The organism is Caballeronia sp. M1242 (genome assembly GCF_017220215.1).
Classification (GTDB): domain Bacteria; phylum Pseudomonadota; class Gammaproteobacteria; order Burkholderiales; family Burkholderiaceae; genus Caballeronia.
Genome location: NZ_CP071129.1, coordinates 2,058,397 through 2,074,500 on the forward strand (window position 1 = coordinate 2,058,397; position 16,104 = coordinate 2,074,500).

A 16,104-nucleotide genomic window follows, 5' to 3' on the forward strand; every position below is an offset into this window, starting at 1 on the left:
GCCTCATACAGTATTTCGTGGGATAATCTCAGTTCCGCTTTGGGGGCGACCTGGTTTCGACAGGGGTTGTGAAGCGGTCAGGGCATACCGAGGACCCGTCACCTCGTTAATCAATGGGAAAAACGTAACTGCAAACGACGATACGTTCGCACTGGCAGCCTAAGGGCCGCCGTCCTCTCACTAATTCGCTGACGGGTTAGGGTAGCAATACCGCGAGAGGTCATATACGTCAGATAAGTCTTGGTGGCGTCACGACGCCAAGATCGAAAATTTAGTGAATCGCCGTAACGCAGCGTGTTCGTCCGCGTCGTTGCGGTTAAATCAAAAGACAGAACTAAGTATGTAGAACTGGTCGTAGAGCGCTTCTGGACGCGGGTTCGATTCCCGCCGCCTCCACCACCCCATTTCGAAACCCGCGATCGCGTGAAGCGTCGCGGGTTTTTTGTTTGCCGGGGCGCGCTATCTCATCAAGCAGGCGAAAAAAAGCCCCGCGCGAGGCGGGGCAAACATCCTTGAGAGACATAGCTGCGGCAGAGACGACGCGAGCTACGGGCGACAGAATAGAGGCCGCGGTGCGCGCTTCGTATCGGAGCCGTCCGAATATATTGCTGTGCGTCAGGTATATGTCGCTCACGGCAACGCTTGCATAACTGACCTTGGTCAACAATTCGAGCGCGACGGTCCATCGCGGACTGGTTCTCCGACGAATCCGATTCTTCTCGTGACGCGGCGACATTAACCTTCTCGTGCTTTTCGTTCTCGTGGACGGGAAGTCATTCCAGGTACTTTCGCCTCGCCCACCGGCGAGGCTTTTTTTCGTCCGCACCCGCCCGAAGCTGAGCTCCCATCCGTCATACATGTTCGTTCGGCAACCGACCGTGCGGTCCGCGCGAAGGCAATCTTCTGCTTTATCCGGCGAACCGGCTCGCGTGGCGGGAGAAGCATGCATCGAGAAAGCGGTATCAACAACATTCGAACAAGCGTGATCGCGCTCGTGTGGGCGATGCTCGCCCTGCTTCTTCCGATCTACGCGCACGCGGCGACCGCGCCCGCCTCCGCCTCCGCCTCCGCCGATTGCCGCGCAGGCACGCTCGTCACCGTGGTCGCGCATCTGGATGACGACCTGCTCTTCGTCAATCCCGGCATCAGCGACAAACTCGACGCCGGCTGGTGCGTCACCACCGTTCATCTGATCGGCGGCGCGAACGGCGCCAAGTTCGACTACGTGCTGCTGCGCGAGACCGGCACCAAGCTCGCCTATGCGCGCATGGCGGGCGTGCCGGACCGGTGGCAGGAATCGACCGTCATGCTTGCCGGCAAGCCCGTGCATCAACTGGTGCTTGCGGGACAGCCGCGCGTCAAGCTGCTCGAACTGCGGCTGCCGGGCGGCGGCGTACGCGGCGGCAAAGTCCCGCTCGGGCTGCTGTGGGATCGCGGGCAGACGGTGACCACGTATCCTATGCAGTCCGACGGCACGGGCGCGACCACGTACGACCGGGCGTCCCTGTCCGCGACGGTGCGCGCCATTCTCTCGCAGGCCACCGCCATCTACACGCTGAATCCGGACACGGTCGCGTTCATGGAGCACCCGGACCACATCTACGCGGCGCGCGTCACGCGCGTGGTCGCGCAGAGCCTGAAACGCAATCTGCCGATCGGCTATCACGTCACCTACCCGACCGGCGGCCTGCCCAAGAATCTCGACGCCGAAGAGACGCTGCGCAAGCGCGATGTCGTCGGCAGCTACTTTTCGGTCGACGGCAACGACGCCGGCCACGTCTTCGACGAATACATGTGGGACGGAAACTGGGTCGCTCGCCGCTACTGGAGCAGCGCCCGCGCGAACGACGCCGGCCCGGACTTCCAGCTGCGGCCGTTGCAGCTCGTCAACGAATATTCGAGCCGATGCCTGCAATCCGGCGGCGCGGGCCAGTCGCCGCGCCTTGGCGCGTGTTCGGGCGACGCATCGCAGAACTGGTTCTGGCAACAGTTGCCCGCGACGCCCGGCGAAAAGAACGACGCGCTGCTCGTCAATGCCGCCACCCACGCGTGCATCGCCGAACGCGATTCGGGGCTCGTCGAAGAAGCGTGCAACGCGAAGAGCGCGTCGCAGCGCTGGACGCCGTGGGACTTCGGCTTCGTCTACACGCCGCTCAATCACTGTCTGGGCGAGAAAAACGGCGCCGTGACCGCCGGGCGCTGCTCGCTGCTGACGGCGGAATATCGCTGGTCGCCGACGCCGCAGACCGTGTGGACCGATACGCGCCAGGAAGGCGCGCTCTACGGCGACGTGCGCGGCACGGGCCGCGACAGCGCCGTGTACGTGCAGCGTCGCAAGGACGGACCGGGGTTCAACGTCTGGGTCGCGGAAATGTCGCGCATGGATCAGGCCGCGCCCTGGTATCTGAACGCCGTGCCCTTCGATCCGCAGGCAAGCGCGCCGACCTGCGAGGCGGACACGCTCTGCTTCGACAGCGCGCGCTTCCTGCTGGGCGATTTCGACGGCGACGGTCGCGCCGATCTGATGGTGATCACGCCACGGAATGGCAGCACCGCGTTCTGGCTCTTGAAAAGCGCGGGCACGCGCTTCGAAGCGCCGCGCCTGTGGTTCCAGACGAGCGCGGAGTGGACGCCTGCCACCACGCAGCAATACGTTGCAGGCGACTTCAACGGCGACGGCCGCGCCGACGTCGCGATCGCGCAGCAGCGCAAGGACGCGGGACTCGACCTCTGGGTGCTCGCATCGAACGGAGCGACGGCAAGCGCCCCTGCGCTCTGGCTGAACGCGCCCGCGCTGTCCGCGAGCGCCCGCTTCGTGCCTGCGCGCGTCGCGGGATCGGAGCGGGCGGGACTCATCGCGATGGAGAACGTGAATGGCGCGCTGGCGCTCTCGCAGCTGGCGAGCACGGGTGCTGCATTCGAAGCCCACTACCGCACGAACGTGTACCCGCAACTGCGCGCCGCGTCCGTGAAGGTCGCGGCGGGCGATATCGACGGCGACGGCATTGACGATCTCGCAGTGCTCGCGCCGCGGGCCGACTCGGCCAGCACGCGCGTTTTCGGCATCGAGGGCGGCAAGGTGTTCGGCCCGGCCGAGGAGACCGCGACGCTGCCCGGCACGTCCTACGCCGATTCCATGCCGGCGCTGATTCGCCGCAACGAGCACGACAATCACGCCACGCTGATTCTGTTCAGCCGCGCGAACGCGATTCTCAAGGAGTTTTATTACACCGGCGGCGCGCCGAGCTTATCCGGCTATGACGTCGACTCGTCGTTCAAGCTGGGGCCGGTGCAAATCTGGGGCGACTTGCCTGGGCTGTATTCGGAATCGCTTTGGCTGAAGACGCTTGCTTACTGGGGCGGCAGATAGAAAACGCGCCGCAATTCTGATTTGGGCGGCGCGTGGCGTCTTTGATACTTGCGGTTTTGCTAGGGACCACGCGCAGATTCGAACAAGTTCGCCCCGTCGGTACTCCGAATCGTTCTTGTTTGAGACGCTCGCTTACTAGGGCGGCAAACAAAAATTGCGCCGCCCTCGCGATCCGAGCACGCGTGACTTTGGAGTCATTGGCGTCATCCGCCTTCTACGCGCGATTCAAGGCAATCTGCCCCGGCGTGTAGTCGCAATCGATGTGGCTCAAAGCGCACGCTTACGAGGCGCAAATGAAAACGCGCCGCGCTTTTGCCTCGGGCGGCGCGTGCTCCTTCTCGATCATCGCCGTTCAGCCGAGGCTCGCGAAGGTTAGCGCATCTGCCCGGCCCGCACTCCCGATCGTCCTGGCGCAAGGCGCTCGCATACTAAGGCGGCGAACAAAAGCGCACCGCCCTTCTGATCCGGGCGGCGCGTGATCTTCAAGACTTGCCGTTCAACTGACGCCTAGGCGCAGTCATTGGCGACGTGCCGGAACTGCATTCGCAATCGCTCTGGCTGAAGACGCTCGCTTACTGGTGCGGCGAACAAAAGGCGCCCTATTCAATCCGGGCGGCGCGTGATCTCCGAGTCTTGCCGTTCAACGGACGCCTACGCGCAGTTCAGGGCGACGTGCCGAACTGTATTCGGAATCGCTATGGCTGAAGACGCTCGCTCTACTGCGGCGGCAAATAAGCGCGCCGCCCTATCGCTTCGGGCGGCGCGTGATCTTCAAGTCTTGTCGTTCAACTGACGCCTACGCGCAGTTCAGCGCGACGTGCCGGAACTGTATTCGAAATGCCTCTGCCTCAAGACGCTGGCTTACTGCGGCGGCAAATATAGACTCGCCGCCCTCTCAATCGGGGCGGCGCCTGATCTCGGAGTCTCGCCGATTAACGGGCGCCTACGCGCATTCCAGCGAGGCGCCGGAACCGTACTCGGGATTGCTCCGAATCAAGACGCTCGCTACTGCGGCGGCAAACGAAGATGCGCCGCCTTTTGATCGGGGCGCGCGCGCTCTTCAAGTCTTGCCGTTCAACTAACGCGAACGCGCAGTTCAGGGCGACGTGCCGGGACTGTCTTCGGAATCGCTCGGGATCGAGACGCTCGCTTAATAGCGCGGCAAACAAAAATGCGCTCTTCGATCGAGGGCGCGTGTTCTTCAAGTCTTGCCGTTCAACTGACTCCAACGCGAAATTCAGCCCGACGCGCCCGGATTACATTCGAATCGCCTTGGATCATGACGCTCGCATCCTGCGGCGGCAAAACAAAAACGCGCCGCCCTATCGATCGGGACGGCGCGGGATCTTCAAGTGTTGCGTTCAACGGAGGCCTACGCGCAGTTCAGAATCGACGTACCGGACCTGTACTCGGAACGGCGCTGACTCGAGGCGCCCGCAGCAAGAAGGGCGGAAAAGAAAAACGCGCCGTCCCGTGCTGCAGTCAGCGCCCTCTCCGACCCACCGCCCGTCAACCAAGCCCCACACGCAGATTCAGCACGTCGCGCGCGATCGCGAGATACCGGTCGGCCGTGCTTTGCAGCGTCAGTCCTTGCAGCGGACGCGTGGCGCGCGGCTGCGAAAGCGCGTCGAGAAGCGCGCGGCCGTAGGCGGCGATGTCGCTCGTATCGAGCAGTTGCACGCCCGGGAAACTGCCTGCGAACGCGAACGACGCAATGCTGTTGCCCACCACCGGAATGCCCGACGCGAGCGCCTCCAGAAAGCCGATGCTGTGCGCTTCGAAGCTAGACGGCATCGCGAACACGCTCGACGCCCGCAGAATCTGCGCGACGTTCTGCTGCGGTCCCTGAATCGACACGCGATCCTTCAGCCCGAGTTGGGCAACGCGCTCGACCACCGCCGCGTGATAGTCGAGATTCTCGACGACGCCGCATAGCAGGAGCCGCGCATCGCGATCGGCGCATGCCACGTGCGCGAACGCTTCGACCGTCTGCAACTGGTTCTTCTCGGGGATATAGCGTCCGACCTGCACGATCTGCTTATGCGCGACGGGCACGCGCGGCCCGGCATCGTCGGCGAAGCGCGAGACATCGACGCCATTCGGCACCACGATCATCGACGGATGCAGGCCGATCTCCTTCACGTAGTCGTCGATGTTCTTCTGCGATACGCCGATCACCGCCTTCGCGCGGTTGGACAGCAGGCGCTCGGCGCGCATCAGCGCGGCATTGGCGAAGTCGTTCGCGCCGGAGTGCATGACCCAGACGATCGGCACGCGCGTCGGCAACGCGCGCACGTAGAGCGCCGGAATGGTCGCGTGCGCGAAGATAATGTCTGGCTTGAACGACCGGATCGCGCGATGCAGAAAGAGCAGCCGGCCCAGCTTCGTCGGATTCTTCGCCGGGAAAACGCACGAAACGCCGTGCGCGCGCAACTCTGCGCTGATGTGCCTGAAATCGTCGTGCTCGGGCATCAGCGAGGCGATCGAGACGCTATGTCCCGCGCGCTGATGACCGATCGCGACGCCCTTGGCGAGAACTTCCGCCCCCGAAAGGCGAGGCGCCAGTATGACCTGGAGAATTCGCATGCGTGCAGTCCCTCGGTGGTCCGAAGTGCGTTCGGGGCCACGTCTGCCCACGGTTGCGTGGCGTCCGTTGCTGCTTGCCCCACGCTGTCTCGCGTGGTTCGCGCAGCCGCGCACTTCCTGTTTTTATGGTTTTTAGATCGGAGAAAAAACGGCCGTGCGCATCGAACTATCGCTCGATGACACGTCGATCAAGGTACTCCTCGGCCCGCATGGCACATCGGCCATCTCGTAGTCTTTTTCGGTCGCTGCGGAGTTGAATGGCTGCGGTATGAGGCGGCGCGCACATGGCGCGAAGGGATACAACCGAAAAGCGAAGGAAGGAAAGACACGCTGACGGCGCGCATTGCACGCGCCGCGATTCATCCGGCTTTAGTTGCTGCCGTCTTTCGGGCACTTCAGGTTGCACCCGTCGGGGTCGCCGTTGTCGCCACGGCGGCGCATCGCGGACGTGCCGCGCTGATATTTGTCGGACGGCGCGGAGGCGGCGAACGGCATCTGCGGATGCTCGTTGATGCGGAAGTTGTCCTGCAGCACGCCGCCAGGAATGCCGGGCGAGTTCTGCGCGAACGCGGCGGGAGCGAGATAAACGGCGCCGGCGACGAGCGCGGCGGACAGTGAAGCGAGCAACGTGAATTTCATGGCGATTTTCGCGCGTCGAAGGCGCGTCTGGAACGAGAAGAAAACGCTGAAACGAAAAACCGAAGCCGCTAGGTTAACGCAATTCGCCGACGCGGGCGGTTTCGACGGGAGACATTCGTCTTACGGTCCGTTTCGCATCTCAAGCGAACTCAGCCGTACAGCCCTTCCTCGACTTCCACGAGCGTCCCGCAGCGTTGCGGATCGTAGCCGCCAAGATGCGCCACGCTATCGCTGAATGCCGGGCTGCGCAGCACGCCGAGGACGCTCACGAGCCGCGCTTCGGTGAGCCGCGCACGCTCGCAGGCGAAAAAATAGTCCTCGTCGATGACCGGAATGAAATCGAGCCCGAAGTGCTGCGCCGCGGGTTTCACGCCGAAGCCCAGGTCCGCCATGCCGCTCGCGACGAACGCCGCGATGGCCGAATGCGTCAGTTCCGTCGACGCGTAACCATTGATTTCGTCCGGATCGACGCCCACGCCGCGCAGCGACAGGTCGAGCAGCATGCGCGTGCCCGACCCCGGCTGTCGGTTCACGAAACGCACGTCGTTGCGCGCCAGATCGCGCAAGCCGGTGATCTGCTTCGGGTTGCCCTTCGGCAGAAAAAGTCCCTGCATGCGCCGCGTCAGGCGAATCAGCTGATGCTTCTTCGGATCGAGATACGGTCGATAGATCTCCGCGCACGTCGCGCGGAACTTGCCGATAGGCAGGTGGAAACCGGCGAGCTCGCATTCGCTGCGCGCGAGCGCCCTCACCGCTTCCGCGCTCTCGCGGTACTTGATGTCCACCGGCACGCGCCGTTCGCCGAGCGCGCGAACGAGCGTGGCGACCGCGTAACCGTGCGATGCGTGAATGCGCAGGTTCGATACCTCGCCCGCGAGCCGGCGATTCAGTTCGTCGGCCACATCGGTGGCGACTGCCTGCAACGGCGCTTCGAGGCGATCGCCGCAAAGACGCTGCGCGCGCAGAACCGACTCGCCGAGTTCCGACAGCACCGATCCACGCCCGCGCGATTTCGTGATCAGCGCGCCGCCCAGCCGCGCCTCGATTTCACGCAGCAGACCCCATGCATGGCGATAGGACAAACCCTTAGCGCTCGCCGCGTTGGCGATGCTGCCCGTCTGCGCCACGAGCTGCAAAAGCGGGACAACCGCGCTGAGACTGGTTTCGCGCCCATCGGGGTCGCGCAGGATCAGTTCGGCGCGGCATTCGACGTCAACCATATGCATTGTCCTTTCCTATTGCCAAGATATATCACGACGCCTATTGTTCCTTCACGGGCTCGGCGCCCCGATTATACGACTGATATATGCACCGATAAAACATATGCCGAGCCTCGGAGGAGCCCCATGACGCAACCGCAGCTGTCCGCCGCCGAAGCAGACGAACTCGTGCGCCGTCACGCCGTGCAAGGCGCGACATTGATGACGATCCTGCACGCCATTCAGGACGAAACCGGCTTCGTGCCGGCCGAAGTCGTCGCGCCGCTCGCTCGCACGTTATCGCTTTCGCGCGCCGAAGTGCATGGCACGATCACCTACTATCATCACTTCCGTTGTGCGCCGCCCGCGCGCGTGACCGTGCAGCTGTGCCGCGCGGAAGCGTGCCGCAGCATGGGGACGGAGGCGCTGAAGGATCACATCGAAGGGCACACGGGCTGCCGTTTCGACAGCGGCCACGCAGAGGACACGGAACTCGAATCCGTGTATTGCTTGGGACAATGCGCGCTCTCGCCCGCCATGACCATCAACGGCGAGCTTCACGCAAAAGTGACGCCGCAAAAATTCGATCGCCTGTACGACGCGGCCAAGCAAAGCAGCGAGGTGACGGCATGACGCGCATCTACGTTCCCTGCGACTCGTCGGCGCTCGCGCTCGGCGCCGATCGCATCGCGAAGGCGATTGAGAGCGAAGCAGAACAACGCGGCATCGACGTGCAGATCGTGCGCAACGGCTCGCGCGGGCTCTTGTATCTGGAACCGCTCGTCGAAGTGGAGACGGCGCAAGGGCGCGTCGGCTACGCGAACGTCGAAGAAGACGAGATCGCCGCGCTTTTCGATGCGCGCTTCCACGAAGGCGGCGCGCACGAGAAGCACGTCGGCGTCGTCGACGACATTCCGTATCTGAAGAAACAGCAGCGGCTGACGTTCGCGCGCATCGGCATCACGGACCCGCTTTCGATCGACGACTACGTGTCGCTCGGCGGCCTGCAAGGTCTGCGCAACGTGCTCGAGATGAACGGCGACGCGGTCTGCGAGGCGCTCGTCGATTCCGGTCTGCGCGGGCGCGGCGGCGCGGCGTTCCCGGCCGGCATCAAATGGAAGACGGTGCGCGCGGCGCTGGCGGACCAGAAGTACATCGTCTGCAACGCGGACGAAGGCGACTCCGGCACGTTCTCCGACCGGCTCGTGATGGAAAGCGATCCGTACATGCTGATCGAAGGCATGATCATCGCGGGCGTCGCGACCGGCGCGACCAAGGGCTATATCTACGTCCGCAGCGAGTATCCGCATTCCATCGCGACGCTCAATCGCGCGATCGACCGCGCACGCGATGCCGGATGGCTTGGCGCGAGCGTGCTCGGCACGTCGCACGCGTTCGAGCTTTACGTGGCCAAAGGCGCGGGCTCGTATGTCTGCGGCGAGGAAACCGCGCTGCTCGAATCGCTCGAAGGCAAGCGCGGCATCGTGCGCGCGAAGCCGCCGGTGCCGGCGCTCACCGGTTTGTACGGCAAGCCGACCGTCATCAACAACGTCATCACGCTCGCGACCGTGCTGATCATCTTCGCGAAGGGCGCGGCGTTCTATCGTGACTACGGCATGGGCCGCTCGCGCGGCACGCTGCCCTTCCAGCTCGCGGGCAATGTGAAGCAAGGCGGACTCGTCGAACTCGCATTCGGCGTGACGCTGCGCGAACTCATCCGCGATTTCGGCGGCGGCACGGCGAGCGGCCGGCCGGCGCGCGCGGTGCAAGTGGGCGGCCCGCTCGGCACGTATCTGCCGGAAAGCCAGTGGGACATTCCGCTCGACTACGAAGAGTATGCGAAGGTCGGCGCGGTGGTCGGTCACGGCGGCCTCGTCGTTCACGACGACACCTCGAATCTCGCCGAACTGGCGCAATACGCGATGCACTTCTGCGCGATCGAATCGTGCGGCAAGTGCACGCCGTGCCGCATCGGTTCGACGCGCGGCGAGGAAGTCATCGCGAAGATTCGCGAAGGCGATACGTCGGTCAAGCAGATCACGCTCTTGCGCGAACTGTGCGACACCATGATCGGCGGTTCGCTCTGCGCGATGGGCGGCATGACGCCGTTCCCGGTGCTCTCCGCGCTCGATCATTTCCCCGAAGACTTCGGCCTGCCCCGCACGCCTGCACGGAAAGCGGCATAAAAGTACGGAGACACAGAACATGTCCAACACCATCAACGGCTGCGGTTCCGGCAACTGCGCGTGCAAGAGCGCGGCATCGGTGCAACGTCGCGATCCGTTCGACGAGACCGACTACGGCACGCCGCTGCGCCACGCCGACATCGACGTGACGCTCGACATCGACGGCCAGTCGGTCACCGTACCCGCGGGCACGTCCGTGATGCGCGCCGCGATCGAAGCGGGCGTCAACGTGCCGAAGCTCTGCGCCACCGATTCGCTGGAACCGTGGGGCTCGTGCCGGCTGTGCCTCGTGGAGATCGAAGGCAAGCGCGGCTATCCGGCCTCCTGCACGACGCCTGTCGAAGCGGGCATGAAAGTCCGCACGCAAAGCGACAAGCTGCAACTGCTGCGCCGTAACGTGATGGAGCTCTACATCTCCGATCACCCGCTCGATTGCCTCACCTGCCCCGCCAACGGCGACTGCGAATTGCAGGACATGGCGGGCGTGGTCGGGCTGCGCGAAGTGCGCTACGGCTACGAAGGCGCGAACCATCTGAAGGACAAGAAGGACGAGTCGAACCCGTACTTCACCTACGACCCGTCCAAGTGCATCGTCTGCAATCGCTGCGTGCGTGCGTGCGAGGAAACGCAGGGCACGTTCGCGCTGACCATCGCCGGACGCGGTTTCGAATCGCGCGTGGCGGCGAGCGAGAATGTGCCGTTCATGGAATCGGAATGCGTGTCGTGCGGCGCGTGCGTTGCCGCGTGCCCGACCGCGACGTTGCAGGAAAAGAGCGTCATCATGCTCGGCCAGGCGGAGCATTCGGTGGTAACGACCTGCGCGTACTGCGGCGTCGGCTGCTCGCTGAAGGCGGAGATGAAGGGCAACACCGTCGTGCGCATGACGCCGAACAAGAACGGTCAGGCGAACGAAGGCCACGCGTGCGTCAAAGGCCGCTTTGCTTGGGGCTATGCGACGCACAAGGACCGCATCACGAAGCCGATGATCCGCGCGAAGATCACCGATCCGTGGCGCGAAGTGTCGTGGGACGAAGCGATCAGCTACGCGGCGAGCGAATTCCGCCGCATTCAGGACAAGTACGGACGCGATTCGATCGGCGGGATCACGTCGTCGCGCTGCACGAACGAAGAGACGTATCTCGTGCAGAAGCTCGTGCGCGCCGCGTTCGGCAATAACAACGTCGATACCTGCGCGCGCGTCTGCCATTCGCCGACCGGCTACGGTCTCAAGACGACGCTCGGCGAATCCGCCGGCACGCAGACGTTCGCGTCCATCGAAAAGTCGGACGTGATCGTGGTGATGGGCGCGAACCCGACCGACGGCCATCCGGTCTTCGCCTCGCGCCTGAAGCGCCGCGTGCGCGAGGGCGCGACGCTGATCGTGATCGATCCGCGCCGCATCGATATCGTCGATACGCCGCATGTGAAGGCGTCGCATCATCTGGCGCTGCGGCCGGGAACGAACGTCGCGATGGTCAATGCGCTCGCGCATGTGATCGTCACCGAAGGGCTGCTCAACGAGGCGTTCATCGCGCAACGCTGCGAGCCGCGCGCGTTCCAGCAATGGCGCGATTTCGTCGCGCTGGAAGAAAACTCGCCCGAGGCGACGGAAGCGGTCACCGGCGTGCCCGCGCAGCAGGTGCGCGAAGCCGCGCGCATCTACGCGACCGGCGGCAACGCGGCGATCTACTACGGGCTCGGCGTGACCGAGCACGCGCAAGGCTCGACCACCGTGATGGGCATCGCGAACCTCGCGATGGCGACGGCCAACGTCGGCCGCGAAGGCGTCGGCGTGAATCCGCTGCGCGGCCAGAACAACGTGCAGGGCTCGTGCGACATGGGCTCGTTCCCGCACGAGTTGCCGGGCTATCGCCATATCGGCGATGCCGCGACGCGCGCGCTCTTCGAAGAAGCGTGGAACGTGACGCTGCAACCGGAGCCCGGCCTGCGCATCCCGAACATGTTCGATGCCGCCACGCACGGCACCTTCATGGGGCTGTATTGCCAGGGCGAAGACATCGTTCAGTCGGACCCGAACACGCAGCATGTCGCGGGCGCGCTGTCGGCGATGGAATGCATCGTCGTGCAGGACATCTTCCTGAACGAGACCGCGAAGTACGCGCACGTGCTCTTGCCGGGTTCGACGTTCCTCGAAAAGGACGGCACTTTCACCAACGCGGAGCGCCGCATCTCGCGCGTGCGCAAGGTGATGCCGCCGCTCGCGGGCTACTCGGACTGGGAAGTGACGATCCTGCTGTCCCGCGCGCTCGGCTACGAGATGAACTACACGCATCCGTCCGAAATCATGGACGAGATCGCGCGCCTCACGCCGACCTTCCACGGCGTCTCGTACGAGAAGCTCGACGAGATGGGCAGCATCCAGTGGCCGTGCAACGAGAAGGCGCCCGACGGCACGCCGACGATGCACATCGACGAGTTCGTGCGCGGCAAGGGACGCTTCGTCATCACGAAGTTCGTGCCGACGCCGGAGAAGGTCACGCGCAAGTACCCGCTTTTGCTGACGACGGGGCGCATTCTGTCCCAGTACAACGTCGGCGCGCAGACGCGGCGCACCGAGAATTCGCGCTGGCACGACGAGGACCGTCTGGAAATTCATCCGCACGACGCCGAGGACCGCGGCATCAAGACGGGCGACTGGGTCGGCATCGAGTCGCGCGCCGGGCAAACGGTGCTGCGCGCGAAGATCACCGACCGGATGCAGCCGGGCGTCGTCTATACGACGTTCCACTTCCCGGAATCGGGCGCGAACGTCATCACCACCGAGTCGTCCGACTGGGCGACGAATTGCCCCGAGTACAAGGTGACGGCGGTACAGGTGATGCCGGTGGAGCAGCCGTCGCAATGGCAGAAGGACTACTCGCGCTTCAACACGCAGCAGCTCGAACTGCTCAACATGCGCAGTCTCGCGACCACTTCAGGAAAATGACACATGGACGTGGATAATCTGATCGAGATGGCGAACCGCATCGGCGAGTTCTTCGATTCGATGCCGGATCACGCCGAAGCCGTCGATGGCGTGGCGGATCATATCCGCCGCTTCTGGGAACCGCGCATGCGGATTGCTATCTTGAATGCACTGGATAACCCGGAGGCAAGCGCCTCGATGGAGCCGATCCTGCGCGAGGCGCTCACGCTCCACAAGGCGGATCTTCAGCCGAAGGCGGCGGCCGCCTGACTTCGAGCTTCACGAATCCTTGGGCTCTCTGTAGTGCCCATTGCGCCCCGGCAGTATCGGGGCGTTTTCTTTTGGCGGTCAGTCTTCGGCGTACTCGCCCGCCGCGCGCTTGCCGCTTTCCGGACGCTCGGCGCCGAACCACGTTTCGCAATGACGCAGGAGCGCCTGCGTATCGGCCGGCACGCGCCCGCGCGCCGCGATATAGCCGTCCGGCCGCACGAGGTAGAACGCCGGGCGCGTGCGACCGTAGTGCTCGGTGAGCGACTGGGCGTCGTCGCCGCTCGTATCCGTGATGCGCCAGACGCGCACCGCGTCGGAAAAAATCGCTTCGATGGACTGCACGAGGCCGTCCAGATTGCTGTCGCGCATCGCATGCGCCACGGTGATGGTCGCGGGCGCCAGCGCGATGTCGTCTTCGCCCGTCGGATTGACGAGCAGGAAGAGCGAGAAGCAGCCGGGATCGTGCAGATCGTACAGACAGCCGACGCCCGGCAGACGCCCGAGCGGGCCATCGACGACATGCACGCGCGCATCCGGCGCGCGCTCGCCGGCGCGCGGGCCGCCATCCAGCGCCCGTTCGAGCGTGAGCGGGCTCTTGCGATAGTTGATCGACAGTTCGCTCACCGTGCGGCGCATCGCGTCGCGCAGCGGGCCGATCGCCGCGAGCGCGGGCATCACGTGCTCGCGCATCAGCTTCATCGGGCCGTGTCCGGCTTCCGCCAACTGCGTGAGCATGCTGGTCTGCCGCAGCACGTCGCGTTCGATCGGATGCCGCTCCGCGTAGTACGTGTCGAGCAGGCGGTCGGACGCGCCACCCGCGAGCAGCCGCGCGATCTTCCAGCCGATGTTGAACGCTTCCTGAATGCCCGTGTTCATGCCCTGCGCGCCGGCGGGGCTGTGCACGTGCGCGGCATCGCCCGCGAGGAAGATGCGCTGCACGCGCAGGCGGTCCACCATGCGGCTGTTCACGCGGAAATACGACGACCACGCGAGGTCCCACAGCTTCACGCGATGATGCACGCGCCGCTCGACGAGCGCGCGGCATTCGTCGAGATCGGGACCGCTCTTCGGCGCGTCGGCGGGAGCTGGCTCGTAGGTCGCTTGCGTCGCGTCCGTCGCGAGATCGGCGATGAGACGCGCGCGACCGCCGCCCATCGGAAAGAGCGCGGCCAGCCCTTCTTGCGACGCGAAGATGTGGAATTCGTCGTCGGGCCAGTCGTAATCGGCCTGAACGTCGGCGAGCAGGAACGTCTGGTCGAAGGTCTTGCCCTCGAAGCCCACATCGAGCCTGTGCCGCACGATGCTATGCGCGCCGTCCGCCGCGATCATGTACGACGGACGCAGCGTTTCTTCGCGCCCGCCGGGATGCCGCAGCGTCGCCTGAATGCCTGCCGAGCCTTGCGTGAAATCGGTCAGCGCCACGCCGCGCTCGACCTTCACGCCCGATTCGGCGAGATGCTCCGCGAGCAGCCGCTCAGTCTCGCATTGCGGCAGAAAGAGCAGATACGGATAGCGCGTTTGCAGCGGATCGAAGTCGAGCCGCGCGAGGCGCTGGCCGTTGGAATAGAGATTGGCGACGCGCGCCCGATGCCCGAGTTCGAGAAACGGCTCCACCGTGCGATGCTGCTCGAAGAGTTCGAGCGTGCGCGCCTGGATGCCGATGGCGCGCGAATACGGCGAAGGCTGCGGCGCCTGGTCGATGAGGCGCACGGGAACGTGGGCGCGCGAGAGGCTCATCGCGGCGGCGAGGCCCGTGGGTCCGGCACCGACGATCAGCACCGGCGCGACGTCGAGCATGTCGTTCGAATTCGGCTTGCGCGTGAACATGCACGGAATCTCCGGCAGGTTTTTGGCGGGTTTTTGTCTCCGGCTAGTGTACGCCGGCTTGCCTGCGGCGGTTCGCGCTCCGACGGTTCAACGCTGGTGCAAAACGCACTCGGAGGCGCTGTCCGTCACGTCCACCTGCACGGTGGCGTGATGCATCGCGTGATCGCGCCGCAACGTGGCCACGACGCCCTGCATGAAGGCATCGCCCGGATGGCCCTGCGGCATGACGAGGTGCACGGTCAACGCGTTTTCCGTCGTCGAGAGCGCCCAGACGTGCAGGTCGTGCACGCCGCGCACGCCGGGCAGCCCCGACAGATAGCCGCGAATGCGCGCCGTGTCGACGCCGGGCGGCACGGCCGCGAGCGCGAGACGCATCGCGTCCCGGCCGAGACCCCAGGTGCCGTACAAAATGACCGCCACCACGATGATGCTCATCACCGGGTCGAGCCAGTTCCAGCCCGTGTAGAGAATGACGAGCCCGCTCACCGCGACGGCGGCGGAGATGGCGGCATCGGCGGCCATGTGCATGAACGCGCCCCGCACGTTCAGGTCTTCCTTGCTCCCGCGCATGAAGAGCCACGCAGAAAAGCCGTTCACGACGAGCCCGACCAGCGCGACGATGAACACGTCCAGCCCCGCGACGGGCGCCGGGTTCAGAAGGCGCTGAATGGCTTCGAGGATGATCGCGCCGCACGCCAGCAAGAGCAGCGCGGCATTGGCGAGCGAAGCGAGAATCGACGAGCTGCCGAGCCCGAACGTGTAGCGCGCGCTCGGCCGGCGCGTGCCGAGCCATACCGCGCCCCACGCGAGCAACAGACCGAGCACGTCGGACAGGTTGTGGCCGGCGTCGGCGAGCAGCGCGGTCGAATGCGCGAGCAGACCGTACACCGCCTGTACGACGACGATCAGCAGGTTCAGCCCGACCGCGAGCGCGAACGTGCGCCCCTGCCCGGCCTGCGGCGCGTGATGGTGATGATGATGTCCGCCCGGCCCGTGGCTGTGGCCTTCGTGCGCGGCGTGATGGTCGTGCGGGTGGTGGTCGTGATGATCGTGGTGATCGTGATGATCGTGTTCGTGATGCGTATGCGTGCTCATGAGCGT

10 protein-coding genes and 1 other RNA gene are annotated in these 16,104 nt (G+C 64.8%); 6 read left to right on the top strand and 5 right to left on the bottom strand.

Annotation, left to right across the window (positions count from 1 at the left end; translation table 11 throughout):
* Nucleotides 1–41: 41 nt before the first annotated feature.
* Nucleotides 42–399, top strand: a transfer-messenger RNA (tmRNA) gene (gene ssrA, locus JYK05_RS09615).
* A 544-nt stretch (nt 400–943) separates the two neighbouring features.
* A complete protein-coding gene (locus JYK05_RS09620; RefSeq protein WP_241269793.1) occupies nt 944–3,370 on the top strand; it encodes an FG-GAP-like repeat-containing protein in 2,427 nt (808 codons plus the stop codon).
* A gap of 1,509 nt (nt 3,371–4,879) precedes the next feature.
* Here JYK05_RS09620 and JYK05_RS09625 read toward each other — a convergent pair.
* From JYK05_RS09625 to JYK05_RS09635, 3 genes are all read right to left on the bottom strand, one after another.
* Nucleotides 4,880–5,956 carry a glycosyltransferase family 4 protein gene (locus JYK05_RS09625; protein WP_206466763.1) on the bottom strand — a complete coding sequence of 359 codons (1,077 nt, stop codon included), beginning with the start codon at nt 5,954–5,956 and terminating at the stop codon, nt 4,880–4,882.
* Between the two features lie 369 nt (nt 5,957–6,325).
* Entirely contained in the window at nt 6,326–6,595 is a 270-nt protein-coding gene (locus tag JYK05_RS09630; RefSeq protein ID WP_159836746.1) for a hypothetical protein, read from the bottom strand.
* A gap of 149 nt (nt 6,596–6,744) precedes the next feature.
* Nucleotides 6,745–7,815 carry a substrate-binding domain-containing protein gene (locus JYK05_RS09635; RefSeq protein WP_206466764.1) on the bottom strand — a complete coding sequence of 357 codons (1,071 nt, stop codon included), beginning with the start codon at nt 7,813–7,815 and terminating at the stop codon, nt 6,745–6,747.
* Nucleotides 7,816–7,941: 126 nt separating this feature from the next.
* Between JYK05_RS09635 and JYK05_RS09640 the strand changes: the two genes are divergently transcribed.
* From JYK05_RS09640 to JYK05_RS09655, 4 genes are read left to right on the top strand one after another with little or no spacing between them, the layout of a single operon-like run.
* Nucleotides 7,942–8,427 (top strand): NAD(P)H-dependent oxidoreductase subunit E, encoded by a 486-nt coding sequence (locus tag JYK05_RS09640; protein ID WP_206466765.1) that lies wholly within the window; start codon nt 7,942–7,944, stop codon nt 8,425–8,427.
* Complete coding sequence (locus tag JYK05_RS09645; RefSeq protein WP_206466766.1) at nt 8,424–9,980, top strand: NADH-quinone oxidoreductase subunit NuoF; 1,557 nt, start codon at nt 8,424–8,426, stop codon at nt 9,978–9,980. The genes JYK05_RS09640 and JYK05_RS09645 overlap by 4 nt, the downstream gene beginning before the upstream one ends.
* Nucleotides 9,981–9,999: 19 nt before the next feature.
* Nucleotides 10,000–12,927, top strand: coding sequence for a formate dehydrogenase subunit alpha (fdhF, locus tag JYK05_RS09650; protein ID WP_175944648.1), 2,928 nt, complete (start codon nt 10,000–10,002; stop codon nt 12,925–12,927).
* A 3-nt stretch (nt 12,928–12,930) separates the two neighbouring features.
* On the top strand, nt 12,931–13,176 hold the full coding sequence (locus tag JYK05_RS09655; RefSeq protein ID WP_175944650.1) for a formate dehydrogenase subunit delta: 246 nt from the start codon (nt 12,931–12,933) through the stop codon (nt 13,174–13,176).
* A 78-nt stretch (nt 13,177–13,254) separates the two neighbouring features.
* Here the strand turns inward: JYK05_RS09655 and JYK05_RS09660 are convergent, their stop codons facing one another.
* Entirely contained in the window at nt 13,255–15,003 is a 1,749-nt protein-coding gene (locus JYK05_RS09660; protein WP_206466767.1) for an FAD-dependent monooxygenase, read from the bottom strand.
* 87 nt (nt 15,004–15,090) lie between these two features.
* Nucleotides 15,091–16,098: a cation diffusion facilitator family transporter gene (locus tag JYK05_RS09665; RefSeq protein WP_206466768.1), complete on the bottom strand. Its 1,008-nt coding sequence runs from the start codon at nt 16,096–16,098 to the stop codon at nt 15,091–15,093.
* Between the last annotated feature and the right edge of the window lie 6 nt (nt 16,099–16,104).